Source organism: Chitinophagales bacterium (assembly GCA_020636495.1).
Taxonomy (GTDB): domain Bacteria; phylum Bacteroidota; class Bacteroidia; order Chitinophagales; family Chitinophagaceae; genus UBA5543.
In genome coordinates, this window is sequence record JACJXQ010000008.1 from 2,892,599 (window position 1) to 2,912,361 (window position 19,763).

20 protein-coding genes are annotated in these 19,763 nt (G+C 43.5%); 9 read left to right on the forward strand and 11 right to left on the reverse strand.

Annotated elements, in window-relative coordinates; translation table 11 throughout:
- Window positions 1-75: 75 nt before the first annotated feature.
- Window positions 76-225, forward strand: a complete 150-nt coding sequence (locus H6550_12875; protein ID MCB9047019.1) for a hypothetical protein — start codon at window positions 76-78, stop codon at window positions 223-225.
- Here H6550_12875 and H6550_12880 read toward each other — a convergent pair whose 3' ends face one another.
- The gene (locus tag H6550_12880) at window positions 226-720 is read right to left on the reverse strand and encodes a hypothetical protein (GenBank protein ID MCB9047020.1); all 495 of its coding nucleotides are present in this window, start codon (window positions 718-720) and stop codon (window positions 226-228) included. It lies immediately after the preceding gene.
- Between the two features lie 194 nt (window positions 721-914).
- On the opposite strand from H6550_12880, the gene H6550_12885 reads away from it, so the two are divergent.
- The 6 genes from H6550_12885 (at window position 915) to H6550_12910 (ending at window position 4,525) form a co-directional block, all read left to right on the forward strand.
- Window positions 915-1,361 carry a hypothetical protein gene (locus H6550_12885; protein MCB9047021.1) on the forward strand — a complete coding sequence of 149 codons (447 nt, stop codon included), beginning with the start codon at window positions 915-917 and terminating at the stop codon, window positions 1,359-1,361.
- Between the two features lie 100 nt (window positions 1,362-1,461).
- Window positions 1,462-1,839: a hypothetical protein gene (locus H6550_12890; GenBank protein MCB9047022.1), complete on the forward strand. Its 378-nt coding sequence runs from the start codon at window positions 1,462-1,464 to the stop codon at window positions 1,837-1,839.
- Window positions 1,840-1,948: 109 nt separating this feature from the next.
- Window positions 1,949-2,872: a hypothetical protein gene (locus H6550_12895; protein MCB9047023.1), complete on the forward strand. Its 924-nt coding sequence runs from the start codon at window positions 1,949-1,951 to the stop codon at window positions 2,870-2,872.
- A gap of 11 nt (window positions 2,873-2,883) precedes the next feature.
- Complete coding sequence (locus H6550_12900; GenBank protein ID MCB9047024.1) at window positions 2,884-3,285, forward strand: hypothetical protein; 402 nt, start codon at window positions 2,884-2,886, stop codon at window positions 3,283-3,285.
- 49 nt (window positions 3,286-3,334) lie between these two features.
- Window positions 3,335-4,105 (forward strand): hypothetical protein, encoded by a 771-nt coding sequence (locus H6550_12905; GenBank protein ID MCB9047025.1) that lies wholly within the window; start codon window positions 3,335-3,337, stop codon window positions 4,103-4,105.
- Window positions 4,106-4,129: 24 nt separating this feature from the next.
- Window positions 4,130-4,525, forward strand: a complete 396-nt coding sequence (locus H6550_12910; GenBank protein MCB9047026.1) for a hypothetical protein — start codon at window positions 4,130-4,132, stop codon at window positions 4,523-4,525.
- A gap of 39 nt (window positions 4,526-4,564) precedes the next feature.
- Here H6550_12910 and H6550_12915 read toward each other — a convergent pair whose 3' ends face one another.
- From H6550_12915 to H6550_12945, 7 genes are all read right to left on the reverse strand, one after another.
- Complete coding sequence (locus H6550_12915) at window positions 4,565-4,954, reverse strand: arsenate reductase ArsC (GenBank protein MCB9047027.1); 390 nt, start codon at window positions 4,952-4,954, stop codon at window positions 4,565-4,567.
- Entirely contained in the window at window positions 4,951-5,598 is a 648-nt protein-coding gene (locus H6550_12920; GenBank protein ID MCB9047028.1) for an aquaporin, read from the reverse strand. Before H6550_12920 ends, H6550_12915 begins: the two co-directional genes overlap by 4 nt.
- Window position 5,599: 1 nt before the next feature.
- Window positions 5,600-6,442 carry an arsenite methyltransferase gene (locus H6550_12925; GenBank protein MCB9047029.1) on the reverse strand — a complete coding sequence of 281 codons (843 nt, stop codon included), beginning with the start codon at window positions 6,440-6,442 and terminating at the stop codon, window positions 5,600-5,602.
- Between the two features lie 57 nt (window positions 6,443-6,499).
- Window positions 6,500-6,832, reverse strand: coding sequence for a winged helix-turn-helix transcriptional regulator (locus H6550_12930; GenBank protein MCB9047030.1), 333 nt, complete (start codon window positions 6,830-6,832; stop codon window positions 6,500-6,502).
- Between the two features lie 112 nt (window positions 6,833-6,944).
- Entirely contained in the window at window positions 6,945-8,441 is a 1,497-nt protein-coding gene (locus H6550_12935) for a peptide MFS transporter (GenBank protein MCB9047031.1), read from the reverse strand.
- A gap of 105 nt (window positions 8,442-8,546) precedes the next feature.
- Window positions 8,547-10,088: an MFS transporter gene (locus tag H6550_12940; protein MCB9047032.1), complete on the reverse strand. Its 1,542-nt coding sequence runs from the start codon at window positions 10,086-10,088 to the stop codon at window positions 8,547-8,549.
- A gap of 121 nt (window positions 10,089-10,209) precedes the next feature.
- On the reverse strand, window positions 10,210-11,805 hold the full coding sequence (locus tag H6550_12945; GenBank protein ID MCB9047033.1) for a peptide MFS transporter: 1,596 nt from the start codon (window positions 11,803-11,805) through the stop codon (window positions 10,210-10,212).
- Between the two features lie 120 nt (window positions 11,806-11,925).
- Here H6550_12945 and purD point away from each other — a divergent pair, with 120 nt between their 5' ends.
- Window positions 11,926-13,209 carry a phosphoribosylamine--glycine ligase gene (purD, locus tag H6550_12950; GenBank protein ID MCB9047034.1) on the forward strand — a complete coding sequence of 428 codons (1,284 nt, stop codon included), beginning with the start codon at window positions 11,926-11,928 and terminating at the stop codon, window positions 13,207-13,209.
- Window positions 13,210-13,224: 15 nt separating this feature from the next.
- Here the strand turns inward: purD and H6550_12955 are convergent, their stop codons facing one another.
- The 3 genes from H6550_12955 to H6550_12965 are packed head-to-tail and all read right to left on the reverse strand — an operon-like array spanning window position 13,225 to window position 17,207.
- On the reverse strand, window positions 13,225-13,806 hold the full coding sequence (locus H6550_12955) for a class I SAM-dependent methyltransferase (protein ID MCB9047035.1): 582 nt from the start codon (window positions 13,804-13,806) through the stop codon (window positions 13,225-13,227).
- A 2-nt stretch (window positions 13,807-13,808) separates the two neighbouring features.
- Window positions 13,809-15,311 carry an NAD(P)H-hydrate dehydratase gene (locus tag H6550_12960; protein ID MCB9047036.1) on the reverse strand — a complete coding sequence of 501 codons (1,503 nt, stop codon included), beginning with the start codon at window positions 15,309-15,311 and terminating at the stop codon, window positions 13,809-13,811.
- 51 nt (window positions 15,312-15,362) lie between these two features.
- The gene (locus H6550_12965) at window positions 15,363-17,207 is read right to left on the reverse strand and encodes a T9SS type A sorting domain-containing protein (protein MCB9047037.1); all 1,845 of its coding nucleotides are present in this window, start codon (window positions 17,205-17,207) and stop codon (window positions 15,363-15,365) included.
- 146 nt (window positions 17,208-17,353) lie between these two features.
- Here H6550_12965 and H6550_12970 point away from each other — a divergent pair, with 146 nt between their 5' ends.
- Entirely contained in the window at window positions 17,354-19,753 is a 2,400-nt protein-coding gene (locus H6550_12970; protein MCB9047038.1) for a TonB-dependent receptor, read from the forward strand.
- Window positions 19,754-19,763: the final 10 nt, after the last annotated feature.

The following is a 19,763-nucleotide window of genomic DNA, read 5'->3' on the forward strand; positions in this document are numbered from 1 at the left end:
GTTGGTGTCGCATATTTGTATGGCAATACAACAAAACACAAAACAAGCAAACTAACGAACATCAAACTGAAACCAATGAGAAAATTAATGACATACCCGGTAGGCATAGTGCTTAAAGCATATATGGCTTATGCATTCATTCTTATAGAGCGCGAAAAAAGGAAAGAACAACGCGCCGAGAAACTGACCAAGAAACCGGTATTTCAAACTGCTATCAGCAAATAATCACCAACGCCCCTTCTGCAGGTAAAGGAAATCTCCCCTCTGCCAATCATTATTTATCGAGAAATACGTTATCGCTTTACTACAGGTTGTATTATCATCTCCACACCGCACCAACTGCGATTTATTATTATCATCAAATATTGTTGTGAAGTAAAATATCTTGCCGGTAGCAGGTAGGTAAATGGCCCAGTCATTATCCGATGTAATGCCATCCAGGTTACCAATTGTTCTGTAATCTGAAAATTGCAGGGTATCAGGCTTGAGCGTTACAGCTGCAGACCCGTAGTAAATAAATTGTGCAGAATCCAATACCTCTCCCCATGGATTGTCTTTGGCAAACCTCCTGAGTGTGAAATTACGAACCTCATTCCTGTCGAACCCCGTAAAAGCAAAATCCAGCGTTTCAGATGTACAATACACCTTCTTATGGCAACAGGATGAAATGGTCAACACACTGAGTAATAATCCGATCCAAACAGGGAAAAGTCTATTCATATAAAAAAAGTCTCTAAAAACGGCAAAAATACAGGTATTAAAATACTGTCATGCAAGTTTTGTGTCATTTCTGCAAAAAGAATTAATGGCAGGCCACGGCGATTATTATAATTTGGAGGGTCAATTATATACTTTCAAACAGATTTTTTATAAATTGGGCTTTAATTATCAATACAATACATTTTTATATAGCTATGCGTATTACATATAATATCCTCGGTTGTGTATTTGCCACAGTGATCTTGCTGGGTTGCGTGAGAAAGAATGACGTGCTGGACCCGATAACCACACCGCCGGGTGGCAAAACCGATAGCCTGGGTGCCACACTAAAAGTTACCCCCCAACATCACAAAGTAACCATCAATGCGGGTATGGTATATATTAAATATGCAGCTAAAACAATGCCTGCCAGCATGGATATGTACGACGATTCAATGACTGTTGCATCAAGTGCAGCTATGTTCGACAGCCTGACGCAAGGAGATTACTATATCTATGCCATTGGCCACGATTATTCTTTGCAACAAGGTAGTGATGTAGTATATGGTGGTGCATACTTCCATATCATCGACTCTGCTGAAATTACATATGACCTGTATCTGCAGTTGGATAATCCCAATCACCACGACTACAGGAGATAATATTACGATCGGAACTTTATATAAGAGAACCGCCCATAACAGGCGGTTTTTTTTATGCTCACCCAACCAATTGAGCGTATATACCTATCTTTGTGAATAAGTGAAGCAATTACTTGCCATATTCCTTTTGGTTTCCATCAGCTACCAGTTTGTGGCTAAGATGGGTGTGATTGTCTGGTACGAGGCCAACCAGGACTACATAGCCTCGGAACTATGCGAAAACAAAGAAAAGCCTCAACTGCATTGTAACGGTAAATGTTACCTGAAAAAACAACTCAATAAGGTGGATGATACCCGGAATGACAAACAATTACCCGGTAAAAAAGTAAAATCTGAACTACCGGAATATGTTGTTTCTTCCGCAAATTTCTCAACAATAGCTTTCCCTGCCGAAACAGCTCCTCAAAACAGCATATACAATAACCTGTATACATTCGAAGCCAGTTATTATATCTTCCACCCACCACCTGTTTGCTGAGCCATTTTCTGTTACATACCTGTTAGAACATTATTTACACCACATGAAATATTGTGTAATGTCGTCTGTTAATACAGGTATGGATCAATGTATCAGTAAATAATATCCAATGAAATATCTGATGGGTTGTGTTATGCTGTTATTATGCAGCAGCACAACAATTACAGCATGCGATGTATGCGGATGCTCGTCCGGCAACCAGAACCTGGGCTTGCTACCACAAATGTACCGGCACTTTGTGGGGGTGCAATACCAGTTCAACAGCTTTACGAGTACGCACATACCATTAAGCGATACAAAACCTGTGGAGTATTCAAACGAGTATTACAGGAACATGCAACTCTGGGGCAGGCTTTATATAGGTAAAAAATGGCAATTCTTCGGTTTTCTGCCTTACAGGTATAACACAAGTACCTATACTGCTTATAGTGTACCTTCTAAGGGGTTGGGTGACGCCACCTTGTTGGCCAACTATACCTTTTACCTAACACCTGACAGCTCTACATCGCCGGTAAGGCAAAGACTGCAGGGAGGAGCAGGCATAAAAGCTCCAACAGGTAGCTATGTGGGCGTAACACAACTGGAGCGTGAAGGCCTGCCGAACATGCAGGCAGGCACAGGTTCGTGGGACATACCCATAAACGCAAATTACACCCTGCGCTACAAACAGGCAGGTATCAACGCAGATGCTTCTTTTAACCTGACAACTGCGAATAAGGATAATTACAAATACGGCAACAGGTTTACAGCACAGTTGACAGGATTCTACTGGATACAAAAGAATAAGTTATCACTACTGCCACAAGCCGGCGCGCGCTATGAATATGCGCTGCACGACTATGATAACTACAATAGAAAATGGCTGAATAAACAGACCGGTGGCTATATAGTATCATGCACAGCAGGTGTACAGGCCTATTACAATAGCATAGGCCTGCAACTGCAATACAGCAAGCCCCTGGCACAGGTCTATGGTGGCGGATACATCAAAGCATTGCAACGTATAGACGTTGGAATAATGCTCTTATTTTAAAAACAAAAGAAATGAACATCAAAGGAATAAAAGCCATTACAGCAATAATACTGGCAACATGCCTGGCGGCATGCCAGAAACAGGAAGTAGTTACTGCGCAACCTGATGAGGTGACAATTAACATCAGCTCCCCGCAGGAAGGTACTATTTATAAAAAAGGTGACACAGTCTACATCAGTGCTCACATAAGTTACATAACACAAATGCATGGCTATATCGTACAAATTACCGATGATGCAGGAGATGTAGTGTTTGAGGCAGAAGGACACACCCACGGTGACAACATAACTGTTGCTGAAAAATGGGGCGACACACTATCTGAAACAAGGGAACTAAGCCTGGCTATCACAGCCGTAGTAGACCACGATGGAAACCAAAAAATATCTAACGTTGGCTTCGAAAGCCAACCATAACCAAAAATTAATAGTCTGATATTCTTAACGATCTAAAAAATTAATACTCATGAAATTATCATTCAAAAATATCGCTCTTATTGCAGGCGCTGCATTATTATTAACATCCTGCCAGAAAAAAGAAAGCACGGTACTGAAAACATCGAACGAAGTTCACTTTATGTTCAATAATTATTTTGGCAACGAAGAGCTTGCCTTGAACAGCGGTAACTATACAACATCACAAAACGAGCAGGTAACCATTAATACATTCAACTATTGGATCACTAATATCAGGTTTATAAAAAGTGACGGCTCAGAATATGCAGAAGAAGAAAGCTACCACCTGGTGAGGGGTAACAAATCAGCAACACATCACTTTCATGTAGAAGATATACCTGCAGCTACATATACCGGTATCAAATTCATGATCGGGGTAGATGTACCACGCAATACAAGTGGCGCTCAGACAGGAGAGCTGGATCCTGCTGTAAATGGTGATATGTTCTGGACATGGAACACAGGTTATATACAAGCTAAATTAGAGGGCACGTCTCCGCAAAGTAATGAAACAGATAATGCATTCACTTATCATGTTGGTGGCGTAGCGGCAGGCATGGAAACACCACGCGAGGTAACGTTGACCTTTGGCGCTGATCTTGTAGTAGGTGAGCAGGCCGGATCTATAGATGTAATGGCAGATGCTGCCAAATGGTTTGGCCCCGGCAACCCTGTTAAGATTGCCATGACCCCCACTATGACTATGCCGGGAGCTATGGCGGTTAAAATGGCGGACAATTATGCAAAGATGTTCAGCATCATGTCTGTAGGTAACGAATAAAAAACAGAGCTTAAAATCAACATTATGAAGAATATCCTGAATAAAACAACATTACTTTTCCTGGCAGCAGCGATCACTTTGACGGCATGCAATAGACAGGAAGACGAAATAGCGGGGAAAGGTGGGAAAGCCACTATTAAGGCTACGCCTAAACACCATGACATCAATATCGACAGCTGCACCATACACTTGAAATATAACGCTTCTGATATGCCTTCATCGTACGATGAAGAAGTTAAGTGTGTGATGGAAAATGGCAAGCCGGTAGCCACATTTACAGACCTGAAGAAAGGCAAATATTACCTCTATGGTGAAGGTTGGGACCCGAATATTGAACAGAAAGTTGTTGGTGGAACACCTTTTGCGATAACAGAAGAAAAAACGTACGAAATAAACGTACCGGTTACTGAAGGTGATTAAACATAAGAATGAGGCACTCCGAATAGAGTGCCTCATTTTTTATAACCTTGCTATCAGTTCCTCAACCTGTCCCTTTATCATATCCCTTACCGTATTGAACTCTTCCGACTCCATGTTCCGTGGGTCAGGTATCTGCCAGTCTATGTGTTGTTTTGCAGGCATCCATGGGCATGCATCACCACAGCCCATAGTTACTACCGCATCAAAGGGTGCATATTCTTTCACATCGTCTACCGACTTACTATCGTGCGCAGACAGATCATAACCCAGCTCTTTCATAGCAGTAATTGCTTTAGGATTTACAACACCTGACGGTCGTGAACCTGCGCTGAAAGACTGCACTTTATCACCCCCCAGCATTGATGCAAATGCTTGCGCCATCTGGCTGCGGTTACTGTTCTCTATACAAACAAATAATAGCTTCTTCATTTGTTAATTGTTTTAGTATAATTATGAACAGGAATAGCCATTACCGCCCCAACAATGGGTGCAGTAATGTAAACCCATAATGAATTAAAATGCCCGTTGGCAATTGCCGGGCCGATAGAGCGCGCGGGGTTCATTGACGCTCCGCATATTGGCCCTGCAAACATAGCCTCCAGTGCAACTACCCCTCCTATTGCCAGTCCTGCAAACATACCCTGCTCTTTACTTCCATGTGCTACATTCAGTATCACCAGCATAAGGAAAAACGTAAGTAATAGCTCCAAAATAAAAGACTGCATATCGCTACCTGCAGGATGCGTGCCTCCCAATAATTCATTTGCAGGGAATAGAAATTTCAAAGTAAATGATGCCATCACAGCGCCGATTAATTGGCTGCTGATATATGGCAGAATCTCCCTTCTACTAAACTTGCCGGCAACTGCAAATGCAATACTAACAGCCGGATTAATATGCGCACCCGATGTATTGCCAAATGCATATATCATGCTCATAACTACGAGCCCAAAAGTCATGGCTACACCCACATGAGTCACCATCCCGCCCGATTGCTGGTTGATGATAATTGCACCCGTGCCGCAAAACACGAGTGCAAATGTTCCAATAAATTCAGCTACATATTTTCTCATGCTAATCACAACATCCCGGTGCGCAACATGCTTCTGCTTCCGGCTTTTTCGCAAATACAGTGATGCTGTATATACCAGTACCGCTGTTCTTAAAATCAGTTATCTCATCCGCAGACATATACTGGCTGAGAATGTCATCAGGAATAATGATCGCCTTTTCTTTCTGTAGCGTTATCTCTTTGAATCCATTGTTCTTCACCAACTCCAGGTACACATCTTTCTGAATAGCACCACTTACGCAACCGGCATACATCTCAGCCACATTACGAAGTTTGGCAGGTAATTCTCCTACCAATACTACATCAGAGATACTGAAATGACCTCCGGGTTTCAACACCCTGTATATCTCTTTTATTACGTTGTTCTTGTTAGGCACCAGGTTCAGCACACAGTTGCTCACTATCACGTCAGCAACATTAGCTGTCACAGGCATTTTCTCAATATCTCCCTGCCTGAATTCTACATTATTATAACCCAGCTTATCGACATTAGCCCTTGCCTTGTCTATCATCGCTTCTGTAAAGTCAATGCCTATAACCCTGCCTGTAGCTCCGGTAGCTGCACGTGCAATAAAGCAATCGTTACCCGCTCCACTGCCCAGATCAATAACCGTATCACCTTCTTTTATCTGTGCAAATTCGGTAGGCAATCCGCACCCCAGTCCAAGGTCAGCATCTGCATTGTACCCTTCCATCTGCGTATAGTCATCGCTCATGATATTGTACACCTCGGTACTGCAACCACCTGCACCGCAGCACGAACTCATATTGGTCTCTTTGTCCTGCAGTGCTATTTCACTGTATTTTTCTTTCACTAAGTCTTTCAACTCTTGTTCTGTAGCCATTGTATTTGTTTTTATTTATTGATTGCAATATTACGATTGAATCATTCAAAAAATATATCAACAGCAATCCGGACCGCAGCTATTTACATCCGCGAAAAAGCTGTTGAAGAAATCCTTATACTTTACCCATGCTTTTGTGTTGATGCAATAACAAACTGAGGTTCCTTCAATACTACCCTGTATCAAACCTGCGTTCTTCAACTCCTTCAGGTGCTGCGAGATAGTGGCTTGTGCTAATCCCAATTCATCTACCAGGCTACCACATACACACGCATTCTTTTTTACCAGCACTTGCAATATGGCAATACGCGCAGGATGCGCTATGGCTTTTGCCATAGCCGCCAGCTCGTTCTGCTTCTGAGTAAATAATTCTGTTTTGGTTAAACCCATCATTTCATCGTTTCATTGCAATATTACGATTAATACTTTTACAATTCAAAAAATTTTTAAAAAAAAGCGTCAACAATTATGTTGACGCTTTTAAAAAGGTATCCTGAGCTCTTTATTTTACATTACCCATCAGCTTGCGCACAACAGGAGATATAACCAGCAAGGCTATACCTGCCAACAATGCATATATACCCAGTTGTTTATAGCCGTCAGTATAGGTAACCAACTTATCCATACGCGTAGCGTCTTCGCCCGCCTCGGCAATACCCGCACCTAACAAGCCCGCTACATACTGTCCGTAAGCACTGGCAAGGAACCACATACCCATCATCACACCCCAAAGTTTCTTGGGCGAAAGCTTAGTCATCAATGACAACCCTATAGGCGACAGGCACAACTCACCGAAAGTGATCACAAGGTAGCCCAGTGTAAAGACATTAAGCGATGTCATACCATCAGGGTCGGCAAAGAATATAGTTGCATAGAACACATAGAACGCACCACCAAGAAACAGGAAACCTAACCCGAATTTCACAACCGAATTTGGCTCTATTTTCTTTTTGGCCATCCATATCCACAGCAAGCCAAACACTACACTGAAGATGATAACGAACAATGAGTTGACAGTATTATTGATGACATTAGGGTCTACCCCTTCTATGCCGATCAGGTTGTGTTTCAGGTTGTTAAGAGCAAACAGGCTGAGCGAACCTCCGCTTTGCTCAAAGAACGCCCAGAACAATATTGAAAAGATAATGAACACCAGTGCTGCCACCATCTTCTTACGTTCTTCTGATGTAAGTTTTATCATTTCATAAAAAAGGTATATCAACGTGAGTGGGCCAATGGTATACATGAAATAATCCGTGTACTCTGTTTTTTGTACCATCAGTAAAACGATAGGCATTACAGCTATCGAACCAATGAATACTGCGATCTCATAGCTCCTGCGTTTACCCGGTGCCATATCCTTCAAAGGGGAGATACCAATTGGCCCCATGGTCCGTTGTGTGAACAGGAAGGTCAGCAAACCGATGATCATAACGACACCTGCAGCACCGAATGCCAGGCTCCATGAATGATATTTACCGAGATAAACACACACAAAACCACCCAGCAGTGCACCTATGTTGATACCTGAATAGAACAACCCAAAACCTGCATCACGTCGCGGGTCACCTTCGTGATATAATTCACCCACCATGGTGGAAATATTCGGCTTGAAGAAACCAGTCCCGACAATAGTAAAACAAGTACCTATGTAAAAGAAGTGTTGCGGTGATGCCGCAATAACAAAACTACCTATGATCATCAACAGCCCGCCCCAGAACAACGACTTACGAAACCCAAGTATTTTATCGGCAAACAAACCACCTATAAAAGTAAAAGCATAAATAAACGCCTGTATAGAACCATATTGCAGGTTAGCTTCTTTATCAGCAATAGACAATTGCGACACCATAAAAACAACCAGCATACCCCGCAACCCATAGAAACAAAAACGCTCCCACATCTCTGTAAGAAACAGGTACCATAACTGCTTAGGGTATTTCCCCTCAAAATCCTGTATTCGTTTCAGGTCTAATGATTCTTCAAGTAATTCTGCCATAGCTTGTTTTTAAAGTATTGAACCGCCAAGTTAGCTATTTATTGTTTTTTCAAAAGAAAAAGTCCCGCCACATGGGCGGGACCTGAAACAAATACAGTTTGAAAATTATGTCACTCCGTGCATCAGTTTATTCAGCGGCTTGCTGAGTATAACTAATACAAGACCTATACCCACAGTTATCATACCCATTTGGGTATAAATATCTACGTATTGATGTAAAGTTTGTTCAGCCGATGCTTCTACGGCACCTCCGCCTTCACCATGGCCTGCTCCGGTAAGTTGTGCCAGTATAGCGGCTACATAGTTGGCACCTGCAATAGACAGGAACCATGCCCCCATGACCATACCGGTCATGTGTTTGGGCGCCAGCTTGGTTACCATTGACAAACCGATAGGAGAAAGGAACAACTCGCCGGTAGTATGCAACATATACAGGAATACCAAAGTCAGCAACGGCATTTTATAATCAGCACCAACAAAGGGCATCATAGCCTGAACGACCAGGTAACCCAAACCCAGTTGAACGATACCCAGTCCAAACTTCATAGGTATATTCGGGTTCTTACCTATTTTAGACAGCTTCACCCACATTACCGAGAAAATAGAACCGAAGATCAGGATATACAACGGGTTGAAGAATTGTGTTGTAGCGGCACCAATCTCAGTTCCGAATACATGCCTGTTCACGTTCCTGTCTGCAAACAATGTTAATGAAGACCCTGCCTGCTCGAAACATGCCCAGAAAACAATATTAAAGAACATCAACAATATCAGAATGATCATTCTGTCCCTGAGTACAGCACCGCCTTTAAAACCTTCGTACAGTAGAATGAACAACATGATAGCAGCAACCAGGCCCAGTAGTACACCTACTGCTGCACTATTATTCAGCAAAAGATAAAATACGGGGATAACAGCCAACGTAGCCAGTATGACCACATGCAACCTGCTCAGCGGACCAAATGCAGGTTTCAGCAATTTGTCCCTGTCAGGCGGTAAACCGTGGCCTTCGTAATGTTTTTGACCAAACATAAATACAACCGCACCTAACACCATACCGATACCTGCCAGGCCAAAACCATACTCATAACCCAGTCGGTTACCTACCTCAGCCACAACTGTTGTTGCCAGGAAAGCCCCCAGGTTGATACCAATATAAAATATAGTAAAACCGGAATCCCTGCGTGGATCGCCATCTGCATATAAACGCCCTACAATACTGGATATATTTGCCTTGAAATACCCGTTACCGGATATAATGACGGCCATACCCATCAGTAGCCAGAACTCCCCGCCACCTAATATCATGAATTCACCCAACGCCATCAGGAAACCACCCATGATAACTGCGATACGATAACCCAACAGGCTGTCTGCCAGTTTTCCACCTAATACAGTTACAGCATAAACCAGCGCTGTGTATGCACCATATATCGCAAATGTCCTGGCATCGGCTACCATTAATGTCTTGGTCAGGTAAAGCACCAATAGTGCACGCATACCATAATAGCAGAAACGCTCCCACATTTCAGCGAAAAACAGCCAGTATAATCCCGGAGGATGTCCTGTAACGGGAACGTTTGACGTCTCGTTTATCGGCAGATCGCCTGATGTTCCTAATTCTTTGTCATCGTGTTGTTGCGACATAGATGTGATAAATTTTAAAATGAGTTACGAAAGATAATAAAAATCAGGGGGGATTAACATTTGTCATAAAAAAATACCGCACAAGGCGGTATTTTCTGTCCATATATCAAAAGGCTCTTATTTAATGTATATTCTTCTCTGCCATTACTTTACGTAGCCACTTCAACAAGACGAGCAACATCACGGTTGCCACCATACACAGGGCAAAATTCACTAAGAAGAAGTTGGCCTTATTATCAAATCTCTCCCACAGGCCGGATAACATGCCCGATAGCTTATTACCAATAGCTGTAGATAGGAACCAGCCACCCATCATAAGGGCAGTAAGCCTTGGCGGACTGAGTTTTGATACAAGAGACAATCCCATGGGAGACAGGCATAGCTCACCAAACGTAATAACACCATAAGATGCTATCAGCCACCAGCTGGATGCTTTTTCATCACCCATTGAAATACTGGACACAGCTGCCACCATCACTAAGGTAGAGAGCCCTGTTATGAATAACCCCAATGCTATTTTTGCAGGTGTAGATGGTTCTTTCTTTTTAGAACGTAGCAATCCCCACAGTCCTACTACAACCGGTGTAAGCAGCACCACCCAAAACGGGTTGATAGACTGATACAATTCAGTTGAGAACAACAATAACGAGCCACCAGGTGCAGGACGTTGGTCTGCAGGTAGGTTCTCGAAATAAGTACCCTCAACATTTGCAGGGTCGTAAGTTACTTGTTGTGCCATATTAGCTTTAGTAGCCACATTGGCTATAGTTTCAGGCATCTCCCTGTCAGTATAGTCTTTTGCCCACACCGTCAACGCATCACCATTCTGATGGAACACAGCCCAGAAGATGATAACGCAAAACATCACAGACAGCAGTGCGCCAATAGAGTTCTTATCTTCCTTGCTACCCCTTACCCATAACGAACCATAAAATATGATAACAGGGATACAACCAAACAGGAAGGCGTCATTAGAATCTGTACCGAAAATATTACCTGGTAATGTAAAACCTATGATACCACATATAATAACCGGCAATAACACGTAGGCAAATATCTTGCCCAGTGACATATCTTCTTTCTGTACAGGCTTCATCACATCAGCATGTTTTATATGCTTGTTGCCCGACATGAATATCAACACACCGATAAGCATACCTATCCCCGCCGCACCAAAAGCATAGCCCCAGCCATAGTTGATACGCATAAAAGCCGCTACGAAGTTGCACACAAAAGCTCCGATATTGATACCCATATAAAAGATATTATATCCTGCATCTTTATTGGCGTTATAACGTTCATCGTTATATAGGTTACCTACCAATACAGATATGTTGGGTTTAAAAAAACCGTTACCCAAAATGATGAGCAATAATGATATATAAAACGCATTGCCGCCCGGTATAGCCATGCCCAGGTAACCCGCAGCCATCAGTAAGCCACCGGCTATCACGGATTTGCGAAAACCGAACACCCTGTCTGCCAGCAGGCCACCTATAAATGGCGTCAGGTATACCAATCCCAGGTAAGTGCCATATATATCAGATTTTTGCACCGGGCTGAAACCCATACCTCCGTTCTCCACTGAGTCAAGCATATATAAAGAAAATATGCCCAGCATCAGGTAATACCCGAAACGTTCCCACATCTCTGTAAAGAACAGTACATATAGCCCTTTAGGATGTTTGGCGGATGAAACATTTGTGTTGTCGCTCATAAATAGTTGATAAGTTTTTCTGTTTAGAATAGCCCCATTAAGTAATTTCGAGCCCTCAAAATAGCCATAATATTCAAACAAGGTATCGGATAGGCTGTTTTAACTTCTTAATTTTGCCAAATGTCAGCATATAATATTTTACTGTTAGGAGCGGGAGGCCGCGAATGTACACTTGCCTGGAAATTAAGTCAAAGCAAGCTGTGTAAAGAATTATTCATTGCCCCCGGTAATGCAGGCACTGCTCAGTATGGCAGCAATCTGAACATACCTGTTACTGACTTTGAAGAATTGAAGAGGGTATGCATTGAAGATAAAATAGACATACTGGTGCCGGGTCCTGAAGACCCGCTGGTAGCAGGCATATATGATTTCTTTAAGAACGACCCTGAATTACAGCACATCATGGTTGCTGGCCCGTCAGCAGCTGGTGCACAGCTTGAGGGTAGCAAGGCTTTCTCCAAAAGGTTTATGCAGCGTCACAATGTACCTACTGCAGGCTACGAAGAGTTTACTGATGAGAATTACGATGCAGGTGTTGCTTACATCAAACAACACAGCTTGCCTATCGTGCTGAAAGCCGATGGACTGGCTGCGGGCAAGGGTGTGGTTATAGCTCAAAGTACAGAAGAAGCACTGACCACCTTCAACTCCATGATAAAAGAAGCACGCTTCGGCGATGCGAGTAAGAAAGTAGTTATAGAAGAGTTCCTGGATGGTATTGAATTATCTGTATTTGTGTTGACTGACGGCACGAATTATGTTCGCCTGCCGGAAGCAAAAGACTATAAGCGCATCGGCGTGGGTGATTCTGGTCCTAACACCGGCGGTATGGGTGCCGTTTCCCCTGTACCCTTTGCGGATGATGCCTTCATGCAAAAGATAACAGAGCGTATCATAGACCCGACAGTAAAAGGACTGAAAGAAGAAAGGTTGACCTACCAGGGTTTCATATTCTTTGGCTTGATAAAAGTGAATGGTGAGCCATATGTAATAGAATACAACTGCCGTATGGGCGACCCGGAAACGGAAGTAGTGATACCAAGGCTGGAGAACGACCTGGTAGAACTGATAGTACTGATGCACAACGGCAAACTGAATGAAGCTGCTGCTAAATTTAAGGCTGAAGCTGCATGTACGGTCATGCTGGTATCAGAGGGATACCCTGACAGCTATGCCAAAGGCAAAGTAATGACAGGATTTGAAAATGTGAAAGACAGCATGCTGCTACATGCAGGCACTATCATCAAAGACGGCCATGTTGTTACCAACGGGGGACGCGTGCTGGCAATTACATCATATGGAAAGAATATTGCTGACGCACTGGCAACATCTTATGCCAATGCTGAGCAAATAAACTACCAAGGCAAATTTTACCGTTCAGATATCGGTCACGAGTTCAAATAAAAAAGAAGGGCCTTACTATCGTACTGCCTTTCTTTTTTGAGCTATTACTATTATAGAATCCTGCTCTTCCATCTCTTTGTACAATTCTATTTTCAGAATATCGAAATATTGTGCAAACCTACCTGTCAGATCCTCTATAGTATGGTTGTTTACGTACATCGTGTCATAATATTCCTCTCCTTCCCCCGCCCAGAATGAGTGACATACAACCCCTCTGTCGTTTAGTATTTTATATTGGCACATCAAAGAGTTGTCCAGTTCTTCATCAGTTAAATGATGAAGCACCTTATTGCTGTACACCGCATCAAATTTTCTTGCAGTATCAATATCTGCAGCGTTAGCATGAAAAAAATCATTATCGGGGTACTGAATAGCTAACCTAGACAAAAATTCCTCTGAATAATCAGAACCTGTCACATTATAGTATTGGTTCAGCAATGCAACATCCTTACCGGGGCCGGACCCTAACTCTAAAATACTGGCACCCTCTTTCAGGTAATTCTTCATTAATTTGATAAGGAAGCTACCATCGTATCCTTTTGCTAATGAGATATATTCATCAACAGACTCTTTAGAATGATAATACCCTTTACTCATAGCTAAGATATTGACATGAATGCCTTTCCCAGGTTATCTATGATATCGCCTGCGGTCAGCGCATTCTCACCCCATTTTGCAGCGGCATAGTCGCCGGCACGCCCATGCAGGTACACGCCAAGCCTTGCGGCACCAAACGATTCATAGCCTTGTGACATCAGGCCCGTTATGATACCCGTCAGCACATCGCCGCTTCCCCCGGTGGCCATACCCGGGTTACCCGTCTGGTTATACCAGCATTCACCTTCAGGGGTTACGATCACTGTATTATGTCCTTTCAGCACTATATACAGGTTATACTTCATGCTCTGCGTGCGTGCAAGCTCCAGCATGAACATACTATCCTTGCTCTTACCAAACAGCCTTTCAAACTCTTTCGGATGTGGTGTCAGCACACTGTCAGCAGGTATCTTATGCAGCAGGTCTGGCTCCATGGCCAGCATATTCAGCCCGTCTGCATCTATTACAACAGGCTCTTTGCAGGCGGTAATAAATTCAGCAAAAGTTCTCAGCGTTGCTTCTGATGTACCGAGCCCCGGGCCTATACCTACTGTTGTTGCCTGTTCCCATTCTTTTATCCGGCTGATACATGTCTCCCCGCTTACCGCGCACATGGCTTCAGGTACTGACACTTGTAGTATATCATATCCGCATTCAGGTACTAATGTTTTTACTTTACCTGCACCGCTGCGCAATGCGGCTTTTGCGGCCAGCACCGCAGCTCCCATCATGCCCTTACTGCCTGCCACTATGTATGCCAGCCCATAATCGCCTTTATGGGCAAACCTGTCGCGCTGTTTATACATGGCCTTCGCTTCCTCAAGTCCTTGTATATAGAAACTGGTATGGGTAGATGATATGAATTTGGCAGATAGCCCTATATCCAGGATATGCACATTGCCTGCACACCTGCCGGTCTCAGCGTGCATAAAAGCCTTTTTATAGAACTGGAAGCTGAGCGTATGCGATGCATTCATAATGGCAGCCCCCTCCTTAGGTATACTATCTGCCGGCATACCACTCGGTATGTCAATAGCTATCACCTGGTTACCCAGTTCATTTATGTGTTCTATGAATTCAGCTACCCAGCCTTCGGCAGGACGATTCAGCCCTGTTCCCAGCAATGCGTCTATTATGGTCACATGTTTGGGCACATCTGCTATCAGGCTGTCCTCGGGTAGTATCTCCACCAGTTCGCTTCCAATACCTGCCAGGCGTTCAAAGTTCTTCCGGCAATCCTCGGTCAGTTCATCACTCAGTCTCAGCAAGAATGCTTTTGCATTATAGCCCTGCCTGTGCAGCATGCGGGTAATGGCCAGCCCATCGCCACCATTGTTGCCCGAACCACACAGAACGATAAACACCGAATCTGCAGCCAGATTTTCGTTGATCCATGCTACACATTTGCCGGCAGCACGCTCCATCAGCTCGTACGAAGATATCTTGGAGGCGTGAATTGTGTAGGTATCACAAGCACGTATTTGCGATGCACTGAATACTTTCATAGCTACAAAGATGTAGTAAAGTTATTACAAAGGGAATAATGTAATAGCAAACTAATGTGCAATTGTGACTTTCCTTATGAAATTACCGTATTCTTCAGAGAAACCTTTGATAAAATAGACGCCTTCAGCCAGGTAGGACACATCAATGCTAAGCACATCTGCAGCTTTCAGTTCAAACTTAGTATGTACCCGGCCGCTGATATCATATATAGCAACATCCGCATGAAAATCTTCAGGTAACTGTAATGCTGAAATCTTGATATGTTTATTGGCAGGCACAGGAAATATATCAGGCGGACAACCTTCCGGACTGTCGCAATACCAGAACGAGCCTGTCAACGTATCATCATATATACCGTTGTTCAATACCAATATGTATTTCAGCCTGTCTCCTTTCCGAATGCCCGGTAATATTGAAAAAGCAATATTACCCTTTGCTATCTCCATGAGTTCCAGGTTGGTATACACTTCAGGTCCTTTTATTTGCGCCATCTTGCCGTCAACAGAGAAAAGGCTTACAGTATAGGTTCCCTCACCCAGGCCTATGCGCTTTATTTCATAAGCCAGGTTACCTTCACCGTCAAGAGAGACTTTTGCATTTAATAATTTCGCCACCGGTAACAGCAACCTTACAGCTTCAATATTAGCATACAGGTTTCTTGCACATGTCGCTTCTATGTCAGAAATATTTTCGTAGAAAGAATAGCCTATCTCAGGTATAAATGAAATTATTTTATTCTTACTTTTTTGCTCGCCATACATCCAATCATTAGCATCCCCGTTCGCATAATAGTTGAGCATCTCATAACAGACGCCTGACTTGTAGCCATTATACTTGGTGAAGATTTCTGCATATTCGTAGTACAGTAAAGAGTCCGGTGTTTTTCGGGTGTTAGGTTTGTTTCCCGAATAATAATTTCCCCAGGGGTATAACAGCATATTACCATGCGTATGATTGTTTAGTGCTATTCCAAAATGGTGGGCCTCTGTAAACCATTTTACAGCCTGTGTTTCCGGCTCCGAAAATGGAGCATCACCACGATATGTCTGATTTTGTAGATTCCCCGAAGATCCCAACTCATTACTACCCCAGCCATAACTATAGTTCCGGTTCAGGTCTACACCATGCAGCACGCCGTTAATGGAACGCATATTCTTACGCCATAACCCGCCCCCCTGAGGTTTTGACGCTATGTTAAATCTATACCCATCCGGATTTACACAGGGAATGAAATATAACTCTGTATGGTCAATGATATCCTTTATTTGGCTATCATGCTCGTAACGCTCTAACAAATACCACATAAAGTATATCAATTGCGAAAGGCTGCCAGGTTCTCTGGCGTGGTGCAATGCGGTATATAATATCTGCGGCTTCTCCTTTTGTTCTGATTCCGGATGTGCAGAGATCCGGCACCAATAAAGGGGTTCTTTTCGAATACTGGTAAAGTTCTCTATCTGCATACGTTTGCTGATTAACGTCGGATATTTCTTCGCCATGTCGTCCAGTATCGCCAACATTTCTTCATATGTATAGTATCCACCATAGCTGCCAAGTGAAAAATTTTCCGGCCGATCTCCTGATGATGACTTTGCCCGGGCATAATTAAAGCCATCGTTTTGGTGAGCATAAAATGAGGACACATCATGTATCAATATGTTAGTTTGAAATCCACTTTTTCTTGCAAGGTCCAGCTCGTCTTCTGAAAAATCAGAAATGAAAGAAAGGCCATCATATGTGCCGTGATCTGTTTCCAGGCCTAATGCAGCCAACTGTGGCATACCCAGAGCCGGTGTATCCAGGTGAATAACAGCCCGGTGGTACATGGGCATCTGCTGTGCTTGCGATGATAAACACAAAAGCAAACCAATTAGATATAGGGTATAACGAGTCATATTAAAACCAACGGCAATTTATGTCAAATATTATCGGCAACAACCAGGATTATACTCAATTTTGCCACAATAGTGTAATTACTATCTTTGTCGCTTCCCGGACATGGGATAAATGCGTATTTTTCGCAGATATTTAACAATAATCAATGAAACACATATCCATCATGCCAAAAAGGATCAGCCTTTTTGCCTTTGCACTATTACTGTTTATCAATGCTGCTACCGCGCAGACAGGTACCATCAAGGGCTTTGTTTACGACAAATCTACAGGTGAACCTATGATATTCACCAACGTATTGCTGGAAGGCACAAAAATGGGCGGGCAGACGGATGTGAATGGTTATTTTACACTTTCCCAGGTACCTCCGGGCACCTATACTTTGTTTACCAGCCTGATAGGATATGACACGTTCAAAACTTCCATTACGGTAAAGCCCGGCGCAATTATCAACAAAAAACTATTCCTGCAACAGAAAGACATGGAACTGCAGGGTGTTGAGATCACTGCCCGCAAAACCGAACGCATTACGCAGATCAATGCGGGTACCATTACTGTTACCCCCCGCGAAATGAAAATGCTGCCCAGTACCGGCGGCGAACCCGATATTGCGCAATACCTGCAGGTAGTACCCGGTGTTATTTTCACAGGCGATCAGGGCGGACAGTTATACATTCGTGGCGGTTCTCCTACACAAACAGGTATACTACTCGATGGTATCACTATTTATAACCCCTTCCACTCCATTGGCTTATACTCTGTTTTCGAAACGGACGCCATACGTAACGTAGATGTACAGACCGCCGGCTTCAACGCCCAGTACGGTAACCGTACTTCTGCCATTGTAGACGTTACTACCAAAGATGGTAACAAGAACCGCATAGCTGGTAAACTCTCATTATCGCCAATTATGGCCAGGGCACTGGTTGAAGGTCCGATACTGAAAGCCAAGAAAGAGGGCGGCTCTAACATGACTTTCCTGCTGTCGGTAAAACACAGCTACCTCGAGAGTACTTCAAAATCTATCTACGGAGGCTTTGGCGAACCGTTCAAATCAGGCCTCCCATACACCTTTACCGACCTGTATGGTAAAGTTACGATCAATGCAGACAATGGTAGTAAACTGAATATATTCGGTTTCAACTTTGACGATAAGGCAAAAAGTATCAGCCCGAAAACCAAAATGGTGAACGCCACATTCGGGTGGCAGGCCACAGGAGCGGGTGCTACATTCGTTATCACACCCAGCAGTAGCTCTGCGCTTATCAATGGTAAGTTTGCCTATTCCAAATACGCTATTAGTGCCGACGAAGCTACTTTCAGACAGAGAAGCAGCTCTATAGACGGTTTTGAAGGTGGTATCGACTTCACATACTTCTTCCCGGGTTACAGCCAGCTGAAATACGGCTTTGAGGTAAGTGGATTCCATACTGCACTGGACTATGCCAATACCCTCGGCTTAACAACTACCCTGGACAGGAGGAATACACTGGGTTCTCTGTTCGCCATGTACCGCAAAAACTTTGGCGAGAAATTCATCTTCGAGCCGGGCTTCCGTATGCAATACTATTCATCACTTGACGTATTCACTCCGGAACCACGTATCGGCATGAAGTACAACATCACACAGAACGTACGCCTGAAAGCCGCGAGTGGTTTATACTCACAAAACATCCTGAGTACAAAGAGCGACCGTGATATAGTGAACTTCTTTAATGGCTTTATCCTCAGCCCGGATCAGGGTATTACCAACACCGATGGCGACAGGGTAAAATCCAACCTGCAAAGGGCTTTCCACGCACTGGGAGGTATCGAGGTAGACATCAACAACGTAGAGATCAACCTGGAGCCCTGGTACAAGAACTTCTACCAGAATATTGAACTGAGCCGCATTAAAGTAAGTGTCCAGGACGCTGACTTTACAGCGGGTAATGGTAAAGCGAGTGGTATCGACCTTTCAGCACGCTACAACCAGAAGCGCATATACCTGTGGGGTGTAGTTTCTTACCAGAAGATCACCTACCAGACACTGGTACTGGACGGCAATAAGGTAACCACATATCGCAACCCGGTAACAGGCGAAACGTACCTCGCCGGTGTAACGGAATCACAAACTTACGCACCACCTTTCGACAGGCGCTGGAATATCAACCTGTTGGGGTCTTACCAGGCAGGCAAAAAGAAAGACTGGGAAATATCCGCCCGCTGGAACTTCGGTTCTCCGTTCCCTTTCACACAAACACAGGGTTTCTACGAGAATACCAATGTTCAGCAGAATGGTATACCTACCAACTACCTGAACCAGAACGGCAATATCGGCATCATTTATGACAACAAAATAAATGGTGGCCGCCTGTCGTATTACCACCGTATGGACCTGTCGGTACGTAAACGTTTCACTATGAGCGAGAACTCTAATATTGAGACAACTTTCAGTTTAACAAATGTTTACAACAGGAACAACATCTTTTATATAGAACGTCTTGATAACACACGTGTTTTTCAACTACCTTTGTTCCCGAGCATCAATGCGACATGGAACTTTTAACACTTAAAAA